Here is a 22,592-nt window from a genome sequence, read left to right on the forward strand (position 1 = left end):
CAATTATATCTTTCATTTTCAAAACCTCCAAAATTTTTTATATGAATATTATTCCAAATTTACCAATTTTGTATACCAAAAAGACTATAGGTAAATTTGTTTTTACACAAATCTACTTACAGCCCCGTTTTCTTTAGAGGGCTTTATTTTTTTATCTATGTATCTATAAAATTTTTGCGTTTTCATTCAATATATTAAACTTACTTTAATTAGGTACTTATCTCAATTCTACTCTGATAGTATAGAATGTGTAAGAAATCATTCATAAATAATTATTAATCATTCATAAACTAATATTAATTATTTATGAATATTTCTTAATTATATATATGAATATATAACTATATTGAAAGCATTAAAAAACAATCTAAAAGTCGATTTAAATAAATATTTATCAAAAAATCATAAATATTATAATATTTATGATTAAATAAATAAAAAAATTAATAATAAAATAAATAAAAATAAATATTTATATTTTATTTTAAACATTAGATATTTTAAATATTAGATATTTTAAATTTTTATTTTATAAACTAATTAAAAATTTATATTGCCAATTGTTACTATATATGATAAAATTCTATTAAAATAGAATTAAAGTAGAGGGTATAACAAGATAAAAAAATACAGAGTAGATTAATTGTATTAGGTTGTGTGACAACAATAGGATTAAGTTAGGTTGAATTATCATTTACAGATAGGAGTGTTAATTTGACAAAGACAAACAATTCTTATCTAGCTGAAAACAATACTTATAATAGTTCTAAAAAAGATTTTACAGAAATAGTTACTATTGATAATCAAGAATATGTATTTATCCTAAGATATGTTTCTATGATAGTATTCCTTAAATGCAAATTTAACTACTAATTGCTTGTTTTATAGCCCAGACCTGATGTTCTAAGTATATTTTAGCATCTAATCACTTTTATATATAAGTTATTTTAGAGGGGATATCAAATATTTAATTAAATTAGGCACTTAATAATCATAACATATAAGATTCGATTATTATATTATGTATTAGTAATTTCAATGCTTTAAGCATGGCTATAACCAAAATAATAAATATTAATATATTTTATAGTTTTATCAAGTTGCCTAAAATGACACGTATGTCCTCCCCCTATAATCAGAATATTAAAAGGATTTCTGTTTAGTAGTGTATAATATTTAAAAAAATAGTATATTGGAGGAATGTTTATGAGTTTAAAAAAGAGAGTTACTAAAATTATTTCACTCGCATTAATAGGGGTTATTGCTAGTCTCACATTATTAACAACAACTGTAAACGCACAAACTAATAATATTGATAAATATCATACAAGTGAAAAATCAACAGAGTCGTATACTGATAAAAATCTAGGAGTTATATATGATAAAGTTGTAGATGGTGATAAAACTACAATAACAATTAAATCATTAGATGGAAAGGTTCTAAATACACTAGAAGATATAGATAATGAAGTATATCTAGATGGAAAAAAGATTTCTGTTACTAGTAGTGAGAATTACAAAAGTAATGATAATAGTTTAGAAAAATCTGAAATTGATACTTTCAAAGCTACAGTTAAATGGGGAAAATGGCAATCTAATACAATGTATATAAATACAGGTGGATTAAAGACGGCTACTATAGCTGGTTTGATTGCATTAAAAGCAGGATGGACTCCTATTGGGATTGCATCTGCTGTTGCTGCCGCAGTTGCAGGTAAGTATGACCAAATTAAAATATATTATAAAATAAGATTTGGTTCAGATGGTAAATACACTTACTATGAGAGAGAAACAACATTTTATGGAGATGGTAAATACATTAAAAAATTTACGGATAGCGGTAAAAGATATTAATCTCGAAGGGGATATACATAGATGAAATATTTAATGAATAATAATGAATTGTTTTTTCATTTTATAGCTTATATTTCAACACTTATAATTTTACCAATTATTTTTAAAAGTAAGCGATTATTGACGAAAACAAAATTTTGCTTTTCATTTATTTTAATAAGTTTAAATTTATTTACTATGATATATTTTAACGGAATGGATAAAGTTACATACAATTACTTTATTTTACTACTTATCACTGGTATATATATTTTATATGAAAGAAATAAGAATTTTAAAAATTAGAATTTTGGAGGATGTAGGTATATTTTTGTAAAAAAATTTACCTACATCTTTTTTAGTATGTTTAAATGGATATGATATAAAGAAAATATGTGATTTTTTTGAGGTTAAAGAAGCTGGAATTTATGAGCGTGTAAAAGAATATGGAGAAAAAGTTGAATATATCAAAAAAACAATTTACATTTAAATGTAGAGAAAGATGTAAATGAAAGAAAACTAAAACATTTTACTATTTCAAAGTATTCTTAAAATAGATTTTTAAGGAATAGTTTATATTAATCTATTATAACTACTCTTTCTCATATTATGTAATTAAAAATAAGTTATTTTGTGCATTACGATTTATTATATTTAATGATATAATAAGATTAAGTATGACAATATTGAAAGGAATGATATTATGAAAGAACATGAATTAGAGATAAATATCTCAATACCAATTTCTCTAGTTATTCTTTATTTAGCTATAGTATCTATAGTAATGCTAGGTATGTCATCTTTAAATAATTTTACTAATATATCATCAATACCTGCAAATGCTTTAGGTTCAACAGTTGGATTTGTTATGTTTCAACTTTTAGTTAGTTTTTTTAAGCATAGAAAATCTATAGATTAAAATATTATTTGTATTAAATTTTGTTTTAATATTTTCAATTTGTGGTATAATAAAAGCAAGGAAATATATTTTACTTAACTTTAAGTGATGTTTCCATTAATAATCAGATATTAATGTTTGTTTTTCTGGAACTTTATATTAAGTTCCCAGCCACTCTTAGTTGGTCGCTTAGAGTGGCATTTTAATTTATCGTAGATATAACTAGCTATAACACCAGCTATAATACTCATCATTAGATTTTCCATAGTTTTCCACCTCCTTTCATAAGAAAGTGAGGAAATTTCTATGGAAACACCACTCATAGCGTTTTCAAATATTTATTCCTTGCTATGTTTATTATATCATAAATATTGGAAATATAAAATTTCAAATATCAGCTAAAATCCGACGCTCTATATGCCATTCTAAAGCTTTATAAAAATCGCCCTTTATGTTTATACCTTTAATTTTTATTATTAATTAGCTTTAAATAAGTTTTCAGATATTCTATCAGAAGCTTCTTTATCCATTTCTTTAAGTACATGAGAATATACATTAAGAGTAGTATTAATATTTGAATGTCCTACCCTTTCAGATATAACCTTAATTGGTACTTTAGAATTTATAAGTAAAGTAACATGTGAATGTCTTAAGTCATGGAATCTTATATGTGGTAAATTATTATTCTCTAAAAACTTTCTAAATTTCTTACTCATTACATCTTCAGCAATAGGATTTCCTTTTCTATCGAAAAATAGTAAGTTATATTCATTTCTAATAATACTTCTTAATAATTTTTTATTCTGCTCTAATTTATATTCTTTTAGCAAGTCCATAAGCTCTATTGGTGCAAATATTTTTCTAATCGAACTTTCTGTCTTAGGTTCTTTAAGTATAACAGAACCATCTAATCTACTAGTTATTCTACTTATAGTTATCGTATTTTCTTCAAAATCTATATTCTCCCAAGTTAAACCTAAGACTTCTGAAAGTCTTAATCCTAAACCTGTAGCTAGGTTAATAGGCAGTTCTATATTAGTACCTTTGGCCAATTCTAATAATTTTAACATCTGCTCTTTATCATAAATATCATTTTTAAATTTTTTAATTCTAGGACTTTCTATTCCATCTATAATATTTTCTTTTATTAACTTAATTCTATACGCTCTCTTTATAGCAAGTCTCAATACATTTATATGAACTTTTATTGTTTGAGGATTTAAATTACCAGCTAAATCATCTATGTAATTTTGTATATGAATATTTCTTAACTCTTGTAGACGATATCTCCCAATAGAAGGATTAATATGATTTTTACAAATGGCCATATAACCATTGTATGTGCTTGCCGATATGTTATCTTTATACTTTTCAAGAAAATCTAATAAAAAATCACCTAATGTTATTTCATTTGGAATAAGAAAGCTGTCTTTGTATATACTATCCTTAACTTCAGCCAATCTTTTGTTAGCATCTCTTTTTTTATCAAATGCTCCCATATTCTTTTGTTTTCTTTTCCCTGATTCATCATCTCTAAATTCTAAGTACACTACATAGTTTTTATTTCTTTTTCTTATAAAAGCGTTCATCATCACCCCTCCTATCAAAGTTTATATATTTATTATACCATATAGGCAAGGCAAAAAATAGTCATTTTAGCTGACTTTCAACTGACTTTTTAAATTATTTTATTTATATAATTATTTAAATTGCTTAACTATAAAGAAAAAAGGCATAGAATGAATTCTTCTATGCCTTACACTATCACTTTATTGTTTTTTTATATTTTCCATTTTAAGCAATCATATTTCTGAACAGGATTAATTATAAGTGTTAACTTTTATAAAGCCTTAAAATGGAATTTAGACGGTTAAAATTATTTCTCTAATATTAAGTTTATCATTTTAAAGAATATCTTATAGAATAAAAAGGAAATCATCATTCCTAAATAAATGGCCAAGATATTTATTCCGCCTATGCTACTAATTGATGCGGATGTTATTAGAAAAAATAAGCCTCCAAGTAAGATTATCTTATTATCTTTTAAAAAAACTATAAGATTAAAATTACATATTTTCTTACAGTAGAAAGCGAAATCAATCCAAAAATGTTTCCCAAGTAGAAGTACTATTATCATTAATATAGTCAAAGTCTTTACTTCAGTTTCTGCTGTGATAAAAAATAAAATATTTATCCCAAATATAATGACACCCATTTCTATAGTTGAAGATATTTCTTTTTTTGACAATCTATTTTCCAATTTAGGATTTTTAAGTGCATATTTATAAAATATACTTATTAAAAAACTAGACATAATTAATAAGATACATTGTAACATTCCTGATGATTTTAAATAATTAAAATTAATTTCTAAAAATGAATCTGGAATCAGAATTGGAATAAATAGAACCATAGAAATCATAATATAAGTTAAAGTCAGCAAAATCAAGACATTGATAAATTTCGTAATCATCTCTTCACATTCGTCCATTTCATAATACATATCATTTATAATATTTTTAAATTCATTCCTCATATTTACTTCCTTTAGTTCTCTTTTAAAAAATTGTTTCCTCCTAAAAGTCTCAATACAAGATTCTTTATTTTTATATATCCCAAATATAAATGTAAGCATAATTGATATAAAAAAATATTTCAAAGTATGTACCTCCTATTCTAAATAATTAATATGATAATATATATAAAAAGCCACCTATTTTTAGGCGACTTTTTTATTATTATGCTACTTTTTCAATGTATTTTTCATTAACAACATATGTTTTAAACTTATGAGCCACCATAATATCTTGCATATTCCCTAATGTCATTATAACTCTAACGCATTTATTTCTAATTTCTTCTGGTAACTCTAAACTATTTGTCAAATTAACATAATCATCATATTTAAACATATTAGCACCTCCAAAATTAGTATTGAGGATATTATATCTCTTTATCTGATTTTCTTCAACAACAAATTTCTCTCCAGTCTCAATATCTTCTAAACAATATAATTTTTCACAAGCATAACCCTGATAATAGTTAATCTTTTCTATTAACCTACAGGTCTTTTTGTTCAATTCATCACATATCTTTTCTAATATCTCACAAGAATCATATAGGCTGCTTACTTCTTCACCAAATATACATCTATGGCAAGTTTTGTCTTTACATTTAAATATAATGTCATTAACTTCTTTTAGTATTTCAATCTGTTTATCAAATTCAATATTTGAATGTGATAGATTGAGAGATTTTCTTGTTTCTTCTAACCACCAACACAATGTTTTTTCTATTTTATTTGTAATTATACTTTTACTTAATATACAATTATTACATTTTAGATTACAATTTCTATTAGATTTTAATACATCTATAACATCTTTAATAGTATACATATATCCCCCTATCTTATACCAGTGCTTCCAAATCCATCATTTCCTCTTTCAGAAATGGTCAATTCCTCTACAATTTTTAATATAGCTCTTGGGACTTGTTGGAATACTCCTTGAGCTAATTTGGTATGTTTAGGAATAACAATCTCAACATCCTCTTCATTATATGTAATTATTCCTATTTCACCTCTATACCCCGAATCTATCGTACCTAGTCTCACAGTCGGATATATAGCAAAATACAATTCCTTAAGGCCATTTAAACTTATACCACTTCTTGGTCTAATTTGCATTTCATATCCATATGGAATTTCCAATGCTATACCTGTAGGTATTGCCACTGCTGATTTAGCTGGAATAACTGTATCTTTTAGTGTATATAAATCTATCCCACTATCGCCTTCTTTTGCATAAGATGGTACTATTGCATCTTGACTTAATTTCTTTATTTTAACATTTATACTCATTAATTTAATCTCCCTTTTTTATAAAATCTTATTTAGAGCATAAGCATATCTTAGTGTAAAACAGTACTCTTCCACACCCTTACCTCCAAATGTGTTGATTTTGCTATAATGTATCTTAATATTAGCACTTCTATATAATCTTTTTTAAGGCCTCATTTTTAAAACCCTATATTTATAGGCTAAAAAGAGCAAAATTTTTGATTTTAGCACTTTTTATTTTTCAAAAGTGCTTAACCAATTTATCATCAAATTCCTCATTCTTGATGAAGGTATGTAAATATCTATGCTTTTATTTTCTCTTATTCTACTTCTCCATACCCATTGAATCATTTCGGCTAAAGCCCATGAGTTCTCATCAATATTTATTTTTCTATCTATAAAAAAACCTTTTTCAATTGGATTCATATATAAATTTATACAATAAGCTAAAGTAGATTTTTCTCTATATTCATTTGTGGCTCTTGCATTAAAAGCTATGAATCCTTTCGTATATCTTTTGCCTTTACATTTATGCAAGTAATCTTTATATACTGTCCATCCGTTGTTTGATGTTTTAGATTTACATATATTTGTAAAATAATTATAAATATTTTTCTTTAATACATCTAAAGCATCTGTTTTATTTATTACTTGTTTTTCAAACCATGTACTTGATAAAGGATGATAATTTTTACCTTCTTGGCCAATCATGTTTAACTTCTCATTATCGCAAATATTAATTAATCTTTTATATAGTTCCTTATCAACATCTTTATATTCTATTAATTCATATCTATTGTCTATATTTTTTACTGATTTATAACTGTAATTTATAGAATTCATATCATAATAATATCGCTGCATCTGACCTTTAAATAAATATGTCATTATGTATATTTCTTGAAATTCTTTAAATATAGTTACTGGGAAGTGCCACATGGCCAAACTGTTTCTAATAAAGTAAACATCTCCATTTACTATTGCATTTTTTAATTCTATAAATTCTCCATTATAATTCTTATCACTAGAGTTCCAATACATTTTTTTTGTACTATCATCAACTGTTATAACTCCATCATTAAAGAGCATCCTAAAATCAGTTTTATCAATTGGAATACGTTCAATTATATTCATTACTTCATCTAAAATCAGAGTATAGTTCTTATTTTTAAGTAGCTTAAGAGTATCTTCATTAATATTTCTGAATAAAGCATGAGTAGAAACTATATTACATCCTTTTGAAAGTAGATTATTAAAATGAGCTAATTTACTTCCTTTGCCTTTTTTAGCTTCTGGTTGATAAAATTTCCTCATATAACAACCATTTATAACTCTCTTTACCTCATCTAAATAAGGTGTTATGTAAATATATCTTTTATCTAAACTTTCATTCATTGTTTGTATTGCCCAACTTGTTTTACCTGTACCACACATACTATCAACTATGGTTACACCCATTTACTCAACATCGCCAACTTTATTTAAATAAGCTATTCCAAGAGCTATAGCATCATATATATCACTTGTTTTAGCCTTACAAGTCCTATCAATGTATTCTCCAATATCAATTATATTTTTTCTTAGATAATTAGCCACTTCTTCTTTTTTAGACTTACCACTGTTCATGAGATATTTTCTAATAGAAACTGGATACATATATTCAATTTCTATGTTATTTAATTTAACAGTTCTCATTATTGCTCCTAAGAGTTTTCTTAAACTAAGAATTGTTTTAGAATTTCTTGAAGTGAATTGGTCTTCAACTAAAACTATTTGAATATTATAAGTTGAAATTAATTCTTGAATTACATTACAAATATGACACATACGTTCATCTTCAGTGTCGAATTTATCTTTTTTAGTTACTATCTTTCCATATTTTAATATTTCTTTATTTCTATTTATAACTGCCCATCCAGTACTGGACATTGATACATCTAAAGCTAAGACCATTGAATCCCCTCTTTCATATGTATTTTAACCTGTTCTATAGCATTGGTTAGGTCTGAATTGTTTGGTACTACAATATAATTTTCATTATTTAAGAAATCTTTAAATTTAATCTTATCATCTTCCAATCTTCTTTCAATTTCTTTAGGATTATCACCTCTGCCTATAAGTCTTTTCCTTAATGTATCTTCATCTGTATTTATAAAAAATGGTACTAACTTAGTTTTTGTCCCCATAAAATATTTTTCTAGTGTCTTATATCCACTTGCATCTACTACAGTCAAAGCATATTTTTTATTCTTTAATTCAGACTTATGTATTCCATATAGCCAAGTACTACCATCATGAACTGTATATTCTCTCATTTCTATAAAATTACTTTTTTCTTTCTTAAAGAATTTATTATCTACAAAATGATAGGATTTATTGATTATTTCTAAGTAATGGCGAGGAGGTCTTGTTGTGTGAGATGTCAGAATTGGAATATTGAATTGCTTTGAAACTTCACTCACTATGCTATCTTTGCCTGAACCTGAGTATCCTAAAAATACAAAAATTTTATTCATTACATTTCTCCTAATTCTACAGGTTCTAATTTATCAAGAAAAACTAAAGAATAATTGATTGGATTACAATCCACCTCTTTTTTACATTCAAATATTTCTGGATTATCTGTAATAACTTGATAAAGTCCTTTAGCCAATACATCTACCAAATATTCTTCATCTTCATTCACTATACATCTATCATTAAAAATGCAATGGAATAATTCATATAAAAATGTGATTTCCTTCACTCTTTGTGATTGTAAACTACTAGATAATTTAATTACTTCATTTCCATAATCAGCTAATCCATAACATAATTGATTATTTACTAGAATAGGTTCTTCTGTCTCTTCTATTTTATAGGATAAACCTCCTACTTTTACTTGCTTTGGTATATTCATTTAAACACTCTCCAATCTTATTAAAATCTACATTTTATTGTGATTTAGTCATATGGTCACCTAGTTATTTTAAGATAATTATGCTATAGCAAAACATCAAGGTGGTTAAAAGGTTAAGTTAAGATATTTCAGACAATCTTTTACTACTTATATTGAAATATTTTTCATCCAACTCTATACCAACAAATCTACGATTAGTGTTTATACAGGCAACTCCAGTTGAACCTGAACCCATTGTAAAATCTAATACTAAATCACCTTCGTTTGTGTATGTTTTTATTAAATATTCTAATAAATCTATTGGTTTTTGAGTAGGGTGTAGTTGTTGTCTTGTAAAATTATTGTTAAAATATTGTATTCTCTTCGGATATCTCAATCCTGTATCGACTTGCATAAAAGATTTTTGTTCCCCATAATTATCAGATTGTTGTATCCCTTCGTCTTTATTTCTAACTACATAACCTCTATTATATATTTTTTCAGCTTTTGTCATCTGTGGATTATATACACATTGTTTTTTATAAAAAACACTAATCATTTCATGGTCATTCAAAGGTTGTCTTTTTGAGTTTAAGAACCCAGTGCTTTTATTTTTCTGCCAAATCCAATTATATTTAAAATCCTTCAAATTGCTCCTTATAAGTAATGATGTAAATGGTTCACTTCCAAATAAAACTATTGCACCATTAGATTTTATTAATTTATTAATTCTACTCCATATTTTATCTAATGGTATTACTGAATCCCATTTATTTTGAGTAGTCCCATAAGGTGGGTCTGTTATAATTGCGTCGAATTTTACTCCTAATTTTATTAATCCATCCATTACTTCTAAACAATCACCTTTATACAATTTATAATTTCCTCTATCTATTAACATAAATCTTCTCCTTTGTTATAATAAGAGCATAAAGTTTTACAAAAAAACTGATTACTTTTGTCATCATTTTTGCACCAAACACTCTCATCATTGAAATCTAGCTGATTTATTTGATTTACTGTGTCTGTAACAAAGTCAATTAATTGTCGCTCTAGCTTTTTAGTATATTTAATTTTTACTATAGCTCTTTCATATTCATTTATATCATCAATCTTATTTCTTTCAATTAATGTCCCATTAGTATTTTTCATATATTTACACATATCAAAAGCTACATATTTAATTATTTTATCTGGATATTTTTCTTTAAGATACATTGCATATAAGATGAGCTGCATTGATTTTTTTGGTAGGTCTTTTTTAGAAAATTTGCTACTTGATTTGTAATCTATAACATAGATTTTATTACCTATCATGTAATACAAATCTATGTATCCTCTCATGGTAATTCCATTAATATCAAACTCGAAATATTCTTCTATATAGTATTTATCACATTCAATTGGTGTAAAATTTTCTAAATAATGTAAAATACATTCTAAATAGTTAATTCTTGAGTTTGGTGTAGGAAAGTTGTAATCCATTAGATTTGCATATTCTATAACTTCATTATATTTTTGAATAGCTTCTTGATTTGTTATTTTTCTTTGTTGTAATTGTTCTAGTAAACTATGTAATTCATTGCCATAATAACCATAACAATTTTGTTCTCGATTTAAATTTTTAATATATGTAAGATAATATTGAAATTGACATGTGTGAAATGCACTTAACTTACTGAAACTATATAGTTCCTTTTCCATTAACTCTCCCCTTTCAAAAAAATAGAGAGCTATTGATTAATAGCCCTCAATCCTCAGTTCCTAAAAATATATACTAAATAATATTCTCTAGGATGCTATTAATTCCTCTAAAACGTTTATTAAATTCTATTTCAGTGTAATAAGATGTTTTTCCTGATGTGTCTTTTACAGCAAATATTTTACCATATTCAGATATGCTTATTTCGCTTAACATGTACTGATTATCTAAAGTTATTGGCATGTCATTTAATTCTATTTTGCTTATATAATCTCTCAACTCCAACTGTCTCACCTCACTTTACATCTTCTTCACAATAATCTCCTAAGCTATTTATAAAATTTTCTGTAACATCAAACCCAGCCAACATCATTGAGAAAAATATTCCTATAGAAGTTATAATATCCATTATATATTCTTCTATGCAACTTGGACTAGAATAAAATCCGATTTCTGTATTCCTTCCAAAATATAAACTATATACAAAGTTAAAAATCAGAAAAAACATAATTAAATATAAGGCTCTATATTTACAGTTAATTATTTTTTTCATTCTCATCACCTGACTTCTTTATATCTATTATCGTATATGCACAAATTGTTTCTTCTGATGAATTATACTTAGAGCTTGTATCTAGTGTAATAAATGCTTCACATGCATATTTAATTTTTCCTTTATAAGAATTTTCTTTATTATCTTTTTCTAGTTTATATTTTACACTTACGACATCTCCAGTATGTAATATATACCCATTTTTTAATTGTATTTCCTGTCTGACTTCTTGTATCATATATACCTCCTAAATATAAAATTCTTTCATGTCATCTAATCTTAGACAAGCTAATTTACCATTATTAAAACATGCTCCACAATCTATATCTATTAATCCTTCTCGTTTATATATTTCAGCCTTTTCATAATCTTTAATATTTTAAGTTGGTGTATGGCCAATAATAATTGTATACCCTTTTATATGTTTATTAGATTCTAATATTGTTCTATCCCACACACAAATGTCTTCTTCTTGCAAATCAATTATTTGTTCTATATTAAGACACTCATAGTTATTTGGAAGATATAGTCCAGCATGAACTAATATAAAATTATCTACCACCTCTAAATATGGAAGATTTTTAATATATTTATAAAAACTTTCTTCATATTCAAATTTCTTATTTTTCAATTTATGAAAAGTATCATCTCCCCCATTGTAGAACCAAAGATATCTATCATTAGTATTTATCCAGCTCTCTTGAAACATTAACTCATGATTGCCTTTTAGAAGAATTATATTCTTATGTTTTCTTATGTAATCTATGATTTCTAAAGGTTTATCTCCTCTGTCTAATACATCTCCTAAGATATATAACTGGTCATTTGAACTGAAGTCGATTTGCTCTAACATTGAAATGAATTTATCGTACATACCGTGTAGGTCACTCATTACATATTTAATAGTTCCCACCTCCTATTAAAACTAACTTTTTAATTTATTATTAATTTTATCAATAATATCTTTTAATTCATATATTATTTCAGGTATTATAGTAATTAAAATATACAAGCAACTTATAAATATAGTTATTATTAATATAATAATAAACATGAATATTGATAGTTCAACTGCTATCATCGGCACACTTCCTTCGCAAGTAAATATACTAGCATATCTTTAGACAAATTTTCTTTTGAATATGCTATTGCTTTATTTAAAATTTCTGATATTTCATAATAATTAAGACATTTATCAAATAATAATTGAGAAAATGTGTATGAAAATCCAATCTTTTTCATTTGATTCATAAACATTCTATGATAATATTCTTGTACTCCTAATTTACTTAAGGCATACCATTCAAATTTAGTATTTATTCTAGGAAAAATCCTTTGTATATGTATTTTTAATTCATCAAAAGTTAATTCTTTAAAAAATATTATCTCTTTAGCAACTATTTTATTTATTTTACAAATACCTGAAAATTCAGATGGGGGTCTACTCAGTTCTCCATATTTATTTTTGTCAACTTTTTTAACCAGAGCTTTTACTTTAAAAAATCTATTGCTTAAATTCAAATCATAATAACTAAATACATCCTCTAAATTTAAACATAAATGGAATCCACAATTACACACATTAATATCATCTCCATTCATGCTATAAGTTTTATTTAGCTTATACTGAAAATCTCTACATTTCATATTTTCATCTGTACCTTTATATCCTTCAACCCAAACCCATTCATCTTCTTCTGACTTCTTTTTCTCTTTTTCTAATTCTATCCTTAATCTCTCGGTATCTAATAGTTTTCTTTCCATTTCTTTATCATATTGTATATTATCTCTATTAGATATTGGTTGTTTAGGAGGAAGCGTTGGAGCTTTTTCTTCGGTTATTTTTACATTTCTACCATATTTTTTATTGAAGATATCAAATATAATATCATCACCTCACTTTATTGTTTAGAAACTATTTTAATTTTATATCCTAATTCATCTTCAATTTCTTCTTTAGTCATAACAATCACCCTCTAAATATATTTTTTTATTTCTAGCAAATAATTAAGTATAATTTTTTCTGGAAATGTCTTTGCTGTTATTATATCTATTGATTGTATAACTATAAAAACAGCAGAAAAGATTATAATAAGTAAACCAATAGTTGCATATATAGGGAAATCATCTTCATCATATTTCCAATCTATATAAATTAATAAAGCACCAATAATTATTCCAATTACACATATAATTATCCAAAATATACTTATATCTACCTCATAATTAATATATTTAGCAGCTAATGTTTGCAGATATTGAATTACATTCTTGTCAGACCAATCAATAGCCATTCCAAATTTATCACTTAGATTATCTAAAATTTTTATAATTTGGTCACTAAATTCTATTTAATTCACCTCCAAAGAGGGAATAATCCCTCTCAATTAATTGCATTTACTCCACCCACAGTCTGGACAAGTCATGCATCCTTCCATCATTTGAATTTCTAACCCACATTCAGGGCATTTTGGCTTGAATTCTTTAGATTCTTCCACTTTTTCTCCTTGCTTTTCTTTAAGAAAATCTTTTATAGCATTTAAAATAGTTATGCCACAATGGTTACCCCTATCTAAAATATTACCTTTTGCTCTACTTGCAGCAAAACTAGGACAAGTGTTGACCCCTTCTAAAGCCTTTTCTATATTATTTAAAGTTCCTCCTAATCTAAGTATTCCAGACATTGCGATTGTGGTAGATTCAAGAAGTTTTTCACATCCACCTGAACCAGCTTTTTTTACATATAGTTCTTGTATGCTTTTTTCTTTTTCAGAATAAGATATAAACAAAACTAATTTCCCACAACCAATATGTAATTTTATTTTAGATAAAGATGAATCACTTGCTATAGGCTTCCAATCTCCTCTTTTAAGTTCTCGAGTCTTATTTATAGTATTAGTTGTAAGAACTCCTTCACGTTTACATCCAGCTCTATATATTGTTAATCCTTTTAGCCCATTAATCCATGCTAATAAATACAATTCTTTAACTTGTTCAATTGTTGATTCATACGGTAGATTTACAGTAGACGAGATACTTGCATCTATATGTTTTTGAAATGCAGACTGCATCAGAATACGTTCTCTTGGTGTTAACATTGTTGCTGTTACAAAATAATTAGGAAGTGCCTTTTCATCTTCAATATTGTTTTCTTTCATATATTTTTGAACTATAGGTGTATAAACTTTATAATATTTTTCTTTATCATGCAGACTTTCTGTTTTTCTAGTGTAAGAAAAGGCAAAGATTGGTTCTATTCCTCCAGATATTCCTAACATATTTGATATGCTTCCAGTAGGAGCTATTGTTAAAAGTTGTGAATTTCTAAGACCATATTTTTCTATTAATTCTAATGTTTCATGAGATGCATTTTCTTGAATAAATTCTGATTTTAAAATACATTGTTTATATTTTGGATATGTGCCATATTTTTTTGATAATAACGCTGACTGTTTTAATGTTTCATCTGCTAGACATTTTCCTATCACATTACATAATTCAATAGCCATTTCTGAACCATATCTTACATTCATTTTTATAAGCATATCAGCTATTCCCATAACTCCAATTCCTATTTGTCTATAATCTCTAACTGTATCTCTTTGGATTTTTAATGGATGTAAAGGTAAACCTTCATCTAAAACATTATTCATTTCTTTTACTACTATTTTTATATCTTTCCTAAATTCATTATAATTAAAAGTTTTATCTTCTTTAACATATTCACTTAAATTAAATGAACCTAAAAGACAACTACCTCCAGATGGAAGCGGCTCTTCCACATTGTTATCGTAAAGGCTTTTTATCCTCTACTTCTTATAGTTTCCTATAAGGTCGGCATATATTTTCTACTTATACCAAGTAGTTGGAGGCTCGTGGTAGAATTATTGCTCTCATTTTGTAGCTCATCTACTATGCTCTACAAACAGTATTAGATATTACTGCTCTCGGTATTATCATATTATTAGTGTTTTCTTTGTGAATAAGGTTTATTTTTCCAACCTCCTCTATCTTTTATTAATCCAGTATCATAAGCATGTTGAGTATTTATTGATATATTACACCATTCTAAATTTGTATAATTATCATTTAATTTATTTCCATCAATATGATTAACTATATCAAATTCTCTTGGATTTAAATTATCTACATAATACTGTGCGACTGCATACTCTTTTATACCTTCTAATACCAGTTTCTATATCTGTAACTCTTATTCTTTTATAACCATGTGCTATATGGTAAAAACACTCTTCCATTTTTTTATTTCTAGTGTCTAATCTAAATACTTTCCCATTTCCTGTTACATAGTATTTATATCTCTCAGATACTTTAAAATCAAATGTTATATTTCTCATATGTAAAATTTCTTTATTCACTTATAAGCACTAATAACTTAGACTTCACCGATACACCCCAATTTTTTACTTGAGCCGAAATTAAGCAGCACAAGGGTTTACTCCTGCATATTCAAATTCATCATCTTCACTCAATAAATTATAATTATTTATTTTGTCCCAAAATAAAATTCCTGGTTCTGCATAATTCCAATTATTTTCACATAGTTTATTAAATAGTTCCTTAGCATTTATTTCTTTAACTATAATTTCACCAGTTTCTTCTCTTGTAAAAGAACAATTATACATTGGATTTGAATCTATTCCTGTAGCTTTTTGCATAAATTCATCTGTTATTTTTACAGATATATTTGCTTTAGTAATTTTGTTTAAATCTGTTTTAATATCTATAAATTCTTCAATATCTGGATGATTAATATCGAGAGATATCATTAAAGCAGCTCTACGACCACTTTGACCTATTGTTTCAGCAACTAAGGAATATGTATCCATAAATGAAACTGCACCAGTTGTAGACTTTGCTGAATTATTGACTTTTGCTCCCCTAGGTCTTAACTTAGAGATATCAATCCCTACTCCTCCACCGTAGCTAAATGTTCTAGCTAAATCACTACATGTTTGATATATATCTTCAATAGAATCATTTGTGGGCAAGACATAGCAATTTGAGTAAGTTATTTTCCTTCCATCTTTTTGTAATCCTCTATTAGCTAATATTCTACCTCCAAATAAGAATTTTTTTTCTTGTATTAACCTTCTTATTTCCTTATCTCCATTAGAAACCCTATCAAGCCATTCATTAAAGGTTTCATTATTATTCCTATATTTATTACTCCATATTGCATTTTGCATTTCATCCATTTCCCAATCTATCATTAAATCACTCCTTTGCATTTTATTTAGTTTATATAAAACTAATTAATTTTAATATAAGTATAACACTTAACTGAATAAAATTCAATACTAAGTTTTAAAAATAAAAAATATTTTCAAAACTTAGTATTATTTCTATTGTTTCTGCTGCTGGATTGCAAATTGCTCTAAATATATATCTTTTAGAGTTCTTCTTGTACTCGTATTATTAATAATGCCTAATCCAGAACTTGTTTCTCTCATAACTCTACTCCAAATAGGATTTCCTTTATCTAAATCTATATACTTAATACATTGCATTCTTTTTTTCCAATTCGAGTGCCTCCATAAATACAGATTATGTGCAAGACCGATATATGCATAAAACATAAAATTTTCACATGTTAATGAAATTTCTTTAGACATCTGTCTTCCTTCATAAGACAACATCTCTGGATATATTTTAACTAATTCTTCAAAAAATTCTTTTAAGAATTTAAAACATTCGTCTTCCATAGTTTTGTCTTCAATATCACTGAAAGTATTTTTAAAGGCTGTTACAAGTGTGCTTAGGGTAACAATATTCATCATATCATTTTTTGCGATAGATGTTTTAACCATATCTATTTTATTTTTTAATACACCTTTTTCATTTAATTTTATCATAATACGATTTACTGCATCTTGTTTATTAAAAGACTCAATTCTCGATTTAGAAAGAGTTTCATGTAGATTTAATTGCCAGAAATGCTCCATTGCAATTTCCATATTATGACAAGTTATCAGAATAGGAAATTTAAGAGTTTTTAATATTTTTATTATTCTCTCTCCATCTTTTCCTCCTATTACTTTGGAATCCTGATATATATTATGTATTGCTTTTGTTCTATGCTGTCCATCTTGCATACACATTAAACCTAATATTATTGTTAGTTGCGAAGTGTCTTCACTATATATTACTTTTCCTTCTTTCCCATCTTCATTAAGTATATTTATTGTTAATTGATCTGGAAAATACTTTTCTTGCAATATCTTTTTCTGTATACTCTTAACTCTTGTTTTATTAAAAACTGCTTTATATTTAAATGTTCCATCTGCTTGTCTTTTAGTAAGTAATCCCCTTTGTGTTGCAGGATAGTATATTATTTTTTGCTCATCCCATAATTTTGCTATTTCATATGCAGAAATATTTATAGTCCACATTTTTTTATATAAGTGGTCAACGCCTTGAAATGTATAGTTCTCAGTAAGTTTATGTTCATTAGGATTATATATATTATCAAATGTTATCGCCAATTAAATCTCTCCTTGTTTTATATTTTATTGTATTATTATTATATACTATTTTTAACTAAATAAAAATAGATTTTATACAATTTATATGTTTTTTATTTAGTTTATAATTTACTCTAACATTCTTATTTTATACATAATCTTAAGTTTTAAATCTTATTAAAATAATGATTTTAATTACTTTTTTTATTCTTAGATTCTGCATCTATCTTTTTCTTATTTTTTAAATTTTTTGCTTCCTCTTCTATTAATTCAATCATAGTGTCAATAAAGGTTTTTACAAATATTTTTTTATAATTTTTAAATTCTTTATCAGTAAAATCTAATTCTTGTTCATCTACGATATTTTGAAATCTATCATTTGCAAATTTTTCTAAATACTTTTTTGAATATGTTATAGTAAAACATGCCTTAAATGATTTAGCATATTCTTTAGTCCAATTATCTAAGTTATTTAAATCTATTCTAATACCCATAGTACCTCCTTTAATATATATCACATATTTTAATTTTATTTATTTAATTCTTTTTGTTCTATATCAACAATATAATTAACTCTTCATTAGACTATCTATATCAATTCTATTCTTTAATAATTTTTCAAATACATGTTTTCCCGAATCACTAGGGCTATCTTTGTACTCTAGTAAATTATCTTTATCCCAAATTACACTTATACTTATCTTATCTTTGATGTCTTGTACGGATTTATATATCTTATTTCTCCATGTAATATATTCTTCATCTCCTTCTATTTTAAATTGCCTATCAAAAGCTATAATTAATTCTTTAATGCCTAAATCTATTAATATTTTTTTTTGTTCTCTACTGAAATTACTGCCACATATAGCTATAGAAGGATTGTTTTTATATATAGTAGCCATCTGTAATACTGATTTTTCACCTTCGAATACAATTACTTTTTTACATTTTTTAATAATTTCTTTATTTATATTTAATCCGTATAAATTAAGACTTAATCTATGATTATAGCATTTGTTGTCATACCATAATGGAATATATTTACCAAAATTTTTAGCTTTATCTTCATCTAAGTTTCTAACTCTAATACCAACAGGTCTTTCTTTATCATGCCAACAGAAGTGAGGAATTATTATTTGATTTTCATATGGATTGTAATATATTTGATATGCTTTAAGAACTTCAAAAGATATGTTTTCAAGCTCCCATTCTTTAATTGGAACTTGTTGAAAAGTTTTGTATACATATGGCTTTTTAGGGGTAGGAAGTAATTCTATTTGTATATCTTTAATATCATCTTGTTTTACTTTTTTCTTTACTCTAAATCCTTTTCTTAACATTGGTTGATTTGAAATATCAAAGAAATCTTTTATTTCACTAACAGCATCTTTAAATTCATATTTATTTATATGTATTAATAAATCTATTAAGCTACCTATATGACCACAAGAACTATAGCAATGGAATGTTTTATTCTCTGTATAATAAAATAATTTATATGAATCACCATTATGACATAAACAAGTATTAAATATTAACTGCTTATCATTACTTTTAGGAGATAAATCCGAACCTAAATATTCCATAAAATTTATTACTTGTTTATTAGTTAAATCCTTTATTTCCATAGCCATCACCTAGTATGACAATTGTCCTCTATAGACTTTCTCGCACCTTCCTATTTCTTCAAACCTTCCAGTTTTACCATAAAATCTTAGTAAAATTACATCTCCATCTTGTCCCCTTCTTGATTTATTTAAAAATAATAATCTATATTCTTTTTGTAAATCTTTTGCATCAAACTGGATATATTCTCTTTCAGTAGTCTTTTTTAATTTATTATATTTTAATTTATATGGTTTTAAAAAGAACTTCTTGTTAGTAGAATCTAATTCTAATTCATTTACTACTTTTCTCATAAGTTTTAATAAACCACATACATTTTTGACAGCTTTTGCTTCTGACAAATCTCCTGCCGAAAGATATGAGCTTTTATTTTCTTGAGCTGTAAGTAATTGCATAGATAACATAGTTATTACATTATATTTGTTTCCAAAACTATCGAGTAATTTAGAATTTTCAATTAATTTTCCTGTATAATGTGCATCTGACGAATCTTCTGATTTAAATGTATCCACTGCTATTCCAGTAAATCCTTGATGTGTAACAAGTTCTTTACTTTTCCTTAGTATTTCAGATATTTCAAATTCTTCCATATAGATAAATTTTAGATTCTCTGCAAAACATCTATCTCTTAAAAATTTTTCTATTTTTTCCATTAAGTCTTCTTCAAAGTCTGTAAAATCTCCATTATCTATTTTATTTCTATCTAAATCATGATAATTAAATATGTTATATGCTATAAATGATACTAACATACTCTTAAAATACTGAGATTTTTGTTCATTCGCAAATATGACTATCTTCTCTCCTCTATATATCATAGCTAATATGTAGTTAAAAAATAGTAAAGTAGTTTTCCCTATGCCTGAAAACCCTGCTATTATATTTATACCACCACCCTTACCAATCCCATTAGTCCTATTTGATAATATTGGTAAGCTATATATATACTTAGATTCTTCATTATTACTCAATCCTATTTCTTTTTCAGTGTATTCAAATATAATATTATAAGGTGTTCCTGCTTCAGTTTTTTGCTTTAATTTTTCTCTATCGTCTTTAGTAAGTAAAAGATTTTCAACTTTCATATTATTTTTTATAGAATTTACACTACATGAAGATATTAACCCCTCATAAAATTCTTCCACTTCTCTACATTTCATAGATTGAAATATTTCAAATGGAATAAATTTTAACCCACTATGCTCCATTTCTTTTATTACATTAAAACCTCTTTTATCTAAAGCAATTAGTAAATTATTCTTAGCTAAATCATCAATATATGCTGATATATTAGTTTCTTTTCCATACTCCATAGCAGATGATAAGCTATTCCAACCACCATATCTTTCATATTCAGATTTAAGTTTATTTGAAGATACAAATTTAGCTACACTTATTTCATCAAGCTCACTATGTGTTTTAGACATTATTCTTCCTAATGAGAAAAAGAATTTTACCTTATCTATTATAAAGTCACTTTCGCTAATTTTATATTCACTAAAAAGAGTTAATGATTTTAACATTGTGCCTAAAACCAATGTTTCTATAATACCCCTATCCTCTATTATTTTTTCATAACTACTCGTCTTGATACACTCCTTTCACTTTGTCAAATAAACTTTGTCTTTTATTATAAATTACTTTTTTAGGAGCAATTATTTCATAATATTCTTCACTTTTCCCTGCTTCTTTGTATATCCTTTCATTTTCTTTTTCATATTTCATTTGCTTATTTTTAATTGTTATATCTCTAATACTTCCTTTTAATATGGTAAACACATAACATAATTTAGGATATTCTTCTTCTATATCTTTTCTATAGTTAAGTAATTCTATAATTTCATCTTTCTTCTCAATGATGCAATCATATAATTCTTCTCTTGTATAACCACCTTTTATTATCTCTTGTAACATCTTATTTTTTTGATTATTTATAACTGTATATCCCATAATATAATCTATTCCAAGTTGACATTGTTTCCAAAAATATATATCCTGTTGCTCTTCTCTATACTCTCGTTCATTACAGTAATATCTATTTTGTTTGTTTCCTCCAGATGTAATATACTCTACTTTATAAGCATCCTTTGTATTTAATTTTTTCTTACAAACCTTACACTTACAATTCAAGATTTTCCCTCCTTATGCTATTTATTTATTGCTACCCCATTTAAGAGGTAGCATTTTTACTTACACTCTACTTTTTTTAACTATTGTATTTTCTTCCTCAGACTTGCCTTTTGATTTGTTTGTTAGAGAATTACCATCATCGTCTTCCTCGAATGATAATGCTAATACTGATTGAACTGCGTATCTTCTTAAGTAAGTTTCTAATGCCCCTCTAGCTTGTATATCATTAGTCTTAGCTGGTTTAAATGGTGCAGAATTTGACTCTATGTATTCTCCTGATGAATGTTTAAGTTTAGTTTTTATATAGACTTTATCATTACCTGCATCTTCTGCTGACTGCATTAGTATTAAATCATGTTTTGCTAATAATGGATTTACTGCTTTAAGAATTGTATCTAGATTTGCATATTTAGACCTAAAAAATGGATTTGTATTGTCTTTTGGAATTGACTCTATATCTAAATGGAATGCTATTAATGCTTTTGTTATTTCAATTTGGCTATCACTTTCTTTTAATCCTTCTATCCTATCTGAATATAAATTTGATGCATTCTTTTTATTTTCTTCGTTTACTTTTCTCTTAAAATCATAATTCATTATTTCTTCTGGACTCATACACACATCTCCCTTTTTTAATAGTTTATTT

At 25.8% G+C, this 22,592-nt stretch carries 31 protein-coding genes; 3 read left to right on the plus strand and 28 right to left on the minus strand.

Annotation, left to right across the window (positions count from 1 at the left end; all coding sequences use genetic code 11):
* Positions 1-714 precede the first annotated feature (714 nt).
* The 3 genes from IR152_RS10515 (at position 715) to IR152_RS10525 (ending at position 2,752) form a co-directional block, all read left to right on the plus strand.
* The gene (locus IR152_RS10515; protein ID WP_227451804.1) at positions 715-873 is read left to right on the plus strand and encodes a hypothetical protein; all 159 of its coding nucleotides are present in this window, start codon (positions 715-717) and stop codon (positions 871-873) included.
* 333 nt (positions 874-1,206) lie between these two features.
* Positions 1,207-1,854, plus strand: coding sequence for a hypothetical protein (locus tag IR152_RS10520; RefSeq protein WP_227451805.1), 648 nt, complete (start codon positions 1,207-1,209; stop codon positions 1,852-1,854).
* A 682-nt stretch (positions 1,855-2,536) separates the two neighbouring features.
* Positions 2,537-2,752: a hypothetical protein gene (locus IR152_RS10525; protein WP_227451806.1), complete on the plus strand. Its 216-nt coding sequence runs from the start codon at positions 2,537-2,539 to the stop codon at positions 2,750-2,752.
* Between the two features lie 110 nt (positions 2,753-2,862).
* Here the strand turns inward: IR152_RS10525 and IR152_RS20020 are convergent, their stop codons facing one another.
* The 28 genes from IR152_RS20020 to IR152_RS10655 all read right to left on the minus strand — a co-directional run bounded on the left by IR152_RS20020 (position 2,863) and on the right by IR152_RS10655 (position 22,561).
* Positions 2,863-2,997, minus strand: coding sequence for a hypothetical protein (locus IR152_RS20020; protein ID WP_255624752.1), 135 nt, complete (start codon positions 2,995-2,997; stop codon positions 2,863-2,865).
* Positions 2,998-3,207: 210 nt separating this feature from the next.
* Positions 3,208-4,320: a tyrosine-type recombinase/integrase gene (locus IR152_RS10530; RefSeq protein ID WP_227451807.1), complete on the minus strand. Its 1,113-nt coding sequence runs from the start codon at positions 4,318-4,320 to the stop codon at positions 3,208-3,210.
* 287 nt (positions 4,321-4,607) lie between these two features.
* On the minus strand, positions 4,608-5,390 hold the full coding sequence (locus IR152_RS10535) for a hypothetical protein (RefSeq protein WP_227451808.1): 783 nt from the start codon (positions 5,388-5,390) through the stop codon (positions 4,608-4,610).
* A gap of 79 nt (positions 5,391-5,469) precedes the next feature.
* The gene (locus IR152_RS10540; protein WP_227451809.1) at positions 5,470-6,129 is read right to left on the minus strand and encodes a hypothetical protein; all 660 of its coding nucleotides are present in this window, start codon (positions 6,127-6,129) and stop codon (positions 5,470-5,472) included.
* Positions 6,130-6,137: 8 nt separating this feature from the next.
* A complete protein-coding gene (gene dut, locus IR152_RS10545; RefSeq protein ID WP_227451810.1) occupies positions 6,138-6,593 on the minus strand; it encodes a dUTP diphosphatase in 456 nt (151 codons plus the stop codon).
* A gap of 213 nt (positions 6,594-6,806) precedes the next feature.
* Positions 6,807-8,030: a hypothetical protein gene (locus IR152_RS10550; RefSeq protein WP_227451811.1), complete on the minus strand. Its 1,224-nt coding sequence runs from the start codon at positions 8,028-8,030 to the stop codon at positions 6,807-6,809.
* A complete protein-coding gene (locus tag IR152_RS10555) occupies positions 8,031-8,525 on the minus strand; it encodes a crossover junction endodeoxyribonuclease RuvC (RefSeq protein ID WP_227451812.1) in 495 nt (164 codons plus the stop codon).
* Positions 8,516-9,088 carry a guanylate kinase gene (locus tag IR152_RS10560; RefSeq protein WP_227451813.1) on the minus strand — a complete coding sequence of 191 codons (573 nt, stop codon included), beginning with the start codon at positions 9,086-9,088 and terminating at the stop codon, positions 8,516-8,518. Before IR152_RS10560 ends, IR152_RS10555 begins: the two co-directional genes overlap by 10 nt.
* Positions 9,088-9,471, minus strand: a complete 384-nt coding sequence (locus tag IR152_RS10565; RefSeq protein WP_227451814.1) for a hypothetical protein — start codon at positions 9,469-9,471, stop codon at positions 9,088-9,090. Before IR152_RS10565 ends, IR152_RS10560 begins: the two co-directional genes overlap by 1 nt.
* Positions 9,472-9,589: 118 nt before the next feature.
* Entirely contained in the window at positions 9,590-10,351 is a 762-nt protein-coding gene (locus tag IR152_RS10570; RefSeq protein ID WP_227451815.1) for a site-specific DNA-methyltransferase, read from the minus strand.
* Positions 10,345-11,154 (minus strand): PD-(D/E)XK nuclease family protein, encoded by an 810-nt coding sequence (locus tag IR152_RS10575; RefSeq protein WP_227451816.1) that lies wholly within the window; start codon positions 11,152-11,154, stop codon positions 10,345-10,347. The genes IR152_RS10570 and IR152_RS10575 overlap by 7 nt, the downstream gene beginning before the upstream one ends.
* A gap of 73 nt (positions 11,155-11,227) precedes the next feature.
* Complete coding sequence (locus IR152_RS10580) at positions 11,228-11,431, minus strand: hypothetical protein (RefSeq protein WP_227451817.1); 204 nt, start codon at positions 11,429-11,431, stop codon at positions 11,228-11,230.
* A gap of 16 nt (positions 11,432-11,447) precedes the next feature.
* Positions 11,448-11,705: a hypothetical protein gene (locus tag IR152_RS10585; protein ID WP_227451818.1), complete on the minus strand. Its 258-nt coding sequence runs from the start codon at positions 11,703-11,705 to the stop codon at positions 11,448-11,450.
* A complete protein-coding gene (locus IR152_RS10590) occupies positions 11,689-11,943 on the minus strand; it encodes a hypothetical protein (RefSeq protein ID WP_227451819.1) in 255 nt (84 codons plus the stop codon). Before IR152_RS10590 ends, IR152_RS10585 begins: the two co-directional genes overlap by 17 nt.
* A gap of 141 nt (positions 11,944-12,084) precedes the next feature.
* Entirely contained in the window at positions 12,085-12,597 is a 513-nt protein-coding gene (locus IR152_RS10595; RefSeq protein ID WP_227451820.1) for a metallophosphoesterase, read from the minus strand.
* A gap of 33 nt (positions 12,598-12,630) precedes the next feature.
* A complete protein-coding gene (locus tag IR152_RS10600; RefSeq protein ID WP_227451821.1) occupies positions 12,631-12,786 on the minus strand; it encodes a hypothetical protein in 156 nt (51 codons plus the stop codon).
* Positions 12,783-13,469: a hypothetical protein gene (locus IR152_RS10605; protein ID WP_227451822.1), complete on the minus strand. Its 687-nt coding sequence runs from the start codon at positions 13,467-13,469 to the stop codon at positions 12,783-12,785. The genes IR152_RS10600 and IR152_RS10605 overlap by 4 nt, the downstream gene beginning before the upstream one ends.
* A gap of 212 nt (positions 13,470-13,681) precedes the next feature.
* The gene (locus IR152_RS10610; protein ID WP_227451823.1) at positions 13,682-13,999 is read right to left on the minus strand and encodes a hypothetical protein; all 318 of its coding nucleotides are present in this window, start codon (positions 13,997-13,999) and stop codon (positions 13,682-13,684) included.
* 93 nt (positions 14,000-14,092) lie between these two features.
* Complete coding sequence (locus tag IR152_RS10615; RefSeq protein ID WP_227451824.1) at positions 14,093-15,487, minus strand: hypothetical protein; 1,395 nt, start codon at positions 15,485-15,487, stop codon at positions 14,093-14,095.
* Positions 15,488-15,669: 182 nt separating this feature from the next.
* The gene (locus tag IR152_RS20450) at positions 15,670-15,900 is read right to left on the minus strand and encodes an HNH endonuclease (protein ID WP_413927493.1); all 231 of its coding nucleotides are present in this window, start codon (positions 15,898-15,900) and stop codon (positions 15,670-15,672) included.
* On the minus strand, positions 15,848-16,063 hold the full coding sequence (locus IR152_RS10620) for a hypothetical protein (protein WP_227451825.1): 216 nt from the start codon (positions 16,061-16,063) through the stop codon (positions 15,848-15,850). Before IR152_RS10620 ends, IR152_RS20450 begins: the two co-directional genes overlap by 53 nt.
* Positions 16,064-16,144: 81 nt before the next feature.
* Positions 16,145-16,939 (minus strand): hypothetical protein, encoded by a 795-nt coding sequence (locus tag IR152_RS10625; RefSeq protein WP_311315439.1) that lies wholly within the window; start codon positions 16,937-16,939, stop codon positions 16,145-16,147.
* 132 nt (positions 16,940-17,071) lie between these two features.
* Complete coding sequence (locus IR152_RS10630; RefSeq protein ID WP_227451826.1) at positions 17,072-18,211, minus strand: DNA sulfur modification protein DndB; 1,140 nt, start codon at positions 18,209-18,211, stop codon at positions 17,072-17,074.
* A gap of 170 nt (positions 18,212-18,381) precedes the next feature.
* Positions 18,382-18,684: a hypothetical protein gene (locus IR152_RS10635; RefSeq protein ID WP_227451827.1), complete on the minus strand. Its 303-nt coding sequence runs from the start codon at positions 18,682-18,684 to the stop codon at positions 18,382-18,384.
* Positions 18,685-18,759: 75 nt separating this feature from the next.
* Complete coding sequence (locus IR152_RS10640) at positions 18,760-19,824, minus strand: CHC2 zinc finger domain-containing protein (RefSeq protein ID WP_227451828.1); 1,065 nt, start codon at positions 19,822-19,824, stop codon at positions 18,760-18,762.
* Between the two features lie 3 nt (positions 19,825-19,827).
* The gene (locus IR152_RS10645; RefSeq protein WP_227451829.1) at positions 19,828-21,339 is read right to left on the minus strand and encodes a DnaB-like helicase C-terminal domain-containing protein; all 1,512 of its coding nucleotides are present in this window, start codon (positions 21,337-21,339) and stop codon (positions 19,828-19,830) included.
* 55 nt (positions 21,340-21,394) lie between these two features.
* Positions 21,395-21,946, minus strand: a complete 552-nt coding sequence (locus tag IR152_RS10650) for a hypothetical protein (RefSeq protein WP_227451830.1) — start codon at positions 21,944-21,946, stop codon at positions 21,395-21,397.
* 60 nt (positions 21,947-22,006) lie between these two features.
* Positions 22,007-22,561, minus strand: a complete 555-nt coding sequence (locus tag IR152_RS10655; protein ID WP_227451831.1) for an ERF family protein — start codon at positions 22,559-22,561, stop codon at positions 22,007-22,009.
* Between the last annotated feature and the right edge of the window lie 31 nt (positions 22,562-22,592).

Origin of the sequence: Clostridioides sp. ES-S-0108-01 (assembly GCF_020662285.1) — a bacterium.
Lineage (GTDB): Bacteria > Bacillota > Clostridia > Peptostreptococcales > Peptostreptococcaceae > Clostridioides.

Excerpts from the sequence above, each read along its gene's own strand:
- IR152_RS10560 (WP_227451813.1), bottom strand. The coding sequence starts at position 9,088 with ATGAATAAAATTTTTGTATTTTTAGGATACTCAGGTTCAGGCAAAGAT.
- IR152_RS10565 (WP_227451814.1), bottom strand. The coding sequence starts at position 9,471 with ATGAATATACCAAAGCAAGTAAAAGTAGGAGGTTTATCCTATAAAATA.
- IR152_RS10590 (WP_227451819.1), bottom strand. The coding sequence starts at position 11,943 with ATGATACAAGAAGTCAGACAGGAAATACAATTAAAAAATGGGTATATA.
- IR152_RS10530 (WP_227451807.1), bottom strand. The coding sequence starts at position 4,320 with ATGAACGCTTTTATAAGAAAAAGAAATAAAAACTATGTAGTGTACTTA.
- IR152_RS10595 (WP_227451820.1), bottom strand. The coding sequence starts at position 12,597 with ATGAGTGACCTACACGGTATGTACGATAAATTCATTTCAATGTTAGAG.
- dut (WP_227451810.1), bottom strand. The coding sequence starts at position 6,593 with ATGAGTATAAATGTTAAAATAAAGAAATTAAGTCAAGATGCAATAGTA.
- IR152_RS10645 (WP_227451829.1), bottom strand. The coding sequence starts at position 21,339 with ATGTTAAAATCATTAACTCTTTTTAGTGAATATAAAATTAGCGAAAGT.
- IR152_RS10605 (WP_227451822.1), bottom strand. The coding sequence starts at position 13,469 with ATGGAAAGAAAACTATTAGATACCGAGAGATTAAGGATAGAATTAGAA.
- IR152_RS10640 (WP_227451828.1), bottom strand. The coding sequence starts at position 19,824 with ATGGCTATGGAAATAAAGGATTTAACTAATAAACAAGTAATAAATTTT.
- IR152_RS10620 (WP_227451825.1), bottom strand. The coding sequence starts at position 16,063 with ATGAGAAATATAACATTTGATTTTAAAGTATCTGAGAGATATAAATAC.
- IR152_RS10655 (WP_227451831.1), bottom strand. The coding sequence starts at position 22,561 with ATGAGTCCAGAAGAAATAATGAATTATGATTTTAAGAGAAAAGTAAAC.
- IR152_RS10635 (WP_227451827.1), bottom strand. The coding sequence starts at position 18,684 with ATGGGTATTAGAATAGATTTAAATAACTTAGATAATTGGACTAAAGAA.
- IR152_RS20020 (WP_255624752.1), bottom strand. The coding sequence starts at position 2,997 with ATGGAAAATCTAATGATGAGTATTATAGCTGGTGTTATAGCTAGTTAT.
- IR152_RS10540 (WP_227451809.1), bottom strand. The coding sequence starts at position 6,129 with ATGTATACTATTAAAGATGTTATAGATGTATTAAAATCTAATAGAAAT.
- IR152_RS10625 (WP_311315439.1), bottom strand. The coding sequence starts at position 16,939 with ATGATAGATTGGGAAATGGATGAAATGCAAAATGCAATATGGAGTAAT.
- IR152_RS10520 (WP_227451805.1), top strand. The coding sequence starts at position 1,207 with ATGAGTTTAAAAAAGAGAGTTACTAAAATTATTTCACTCGCATTAATA.
- IR152_RS10600 (WP_227451821.1), bottom strand. The coding sequence starts at position 12,786 with ATGATAGCAGTTGAACTATCAATATTCATGTTTATTATTATATTAATA.
- IR152_RS10585 (WP_227451818.1), bottom strand. The coding sequence starts at position 11,705 with ATGAAAAAAATAATTAACTGTAAATATAGAGCCTTATATTTAATTATG.
- IR152_RS10570 (WP_227451815.1), bottom strand. The coding sequence starts at position 10,351 with ATGTTAATAGATAGAGGAAATTATAAATTGTATAAAGGTGATTGTTTA.
- IR152_RS10610 (WP_227451823.1), bottom strand. The coding sequence starts at position 13,999 with ATGGCTATTGATTGGTCTGACAAGAATGTAATTCAATATCTGCAAACA.
- IR152_RS10550 (WP_227451811.1), bottom strand. The coding sequence starts at position 8,030 with ATGGGTGTAACCATAGTTGATAGTATGTGTGGTACAGGTAAAACAAGT.
- IR152_RS10575 (WP_227451816.1), bottom strand. The coding sequence starts at position 11,154 with ATGGAAAAGGAACTATATAGTTTCAGTAAGTTAAGTGCATTTCACACA.
- IR152_RS10525 (WP_227451806.1), top strand. The coding sequence starts at position 2,537 with ATGAAAGAACATGAATTAGAGATAAATATCTCAATACCAATTTCTCTA.
- IR152_RS10555 (WP_227451812.1), bottom strand. The coding sequence starts at position 8,525 with ATGGTCTTAGCTTTAGATGTATCAATGTCCAGTACTGGATGGGCAGTT.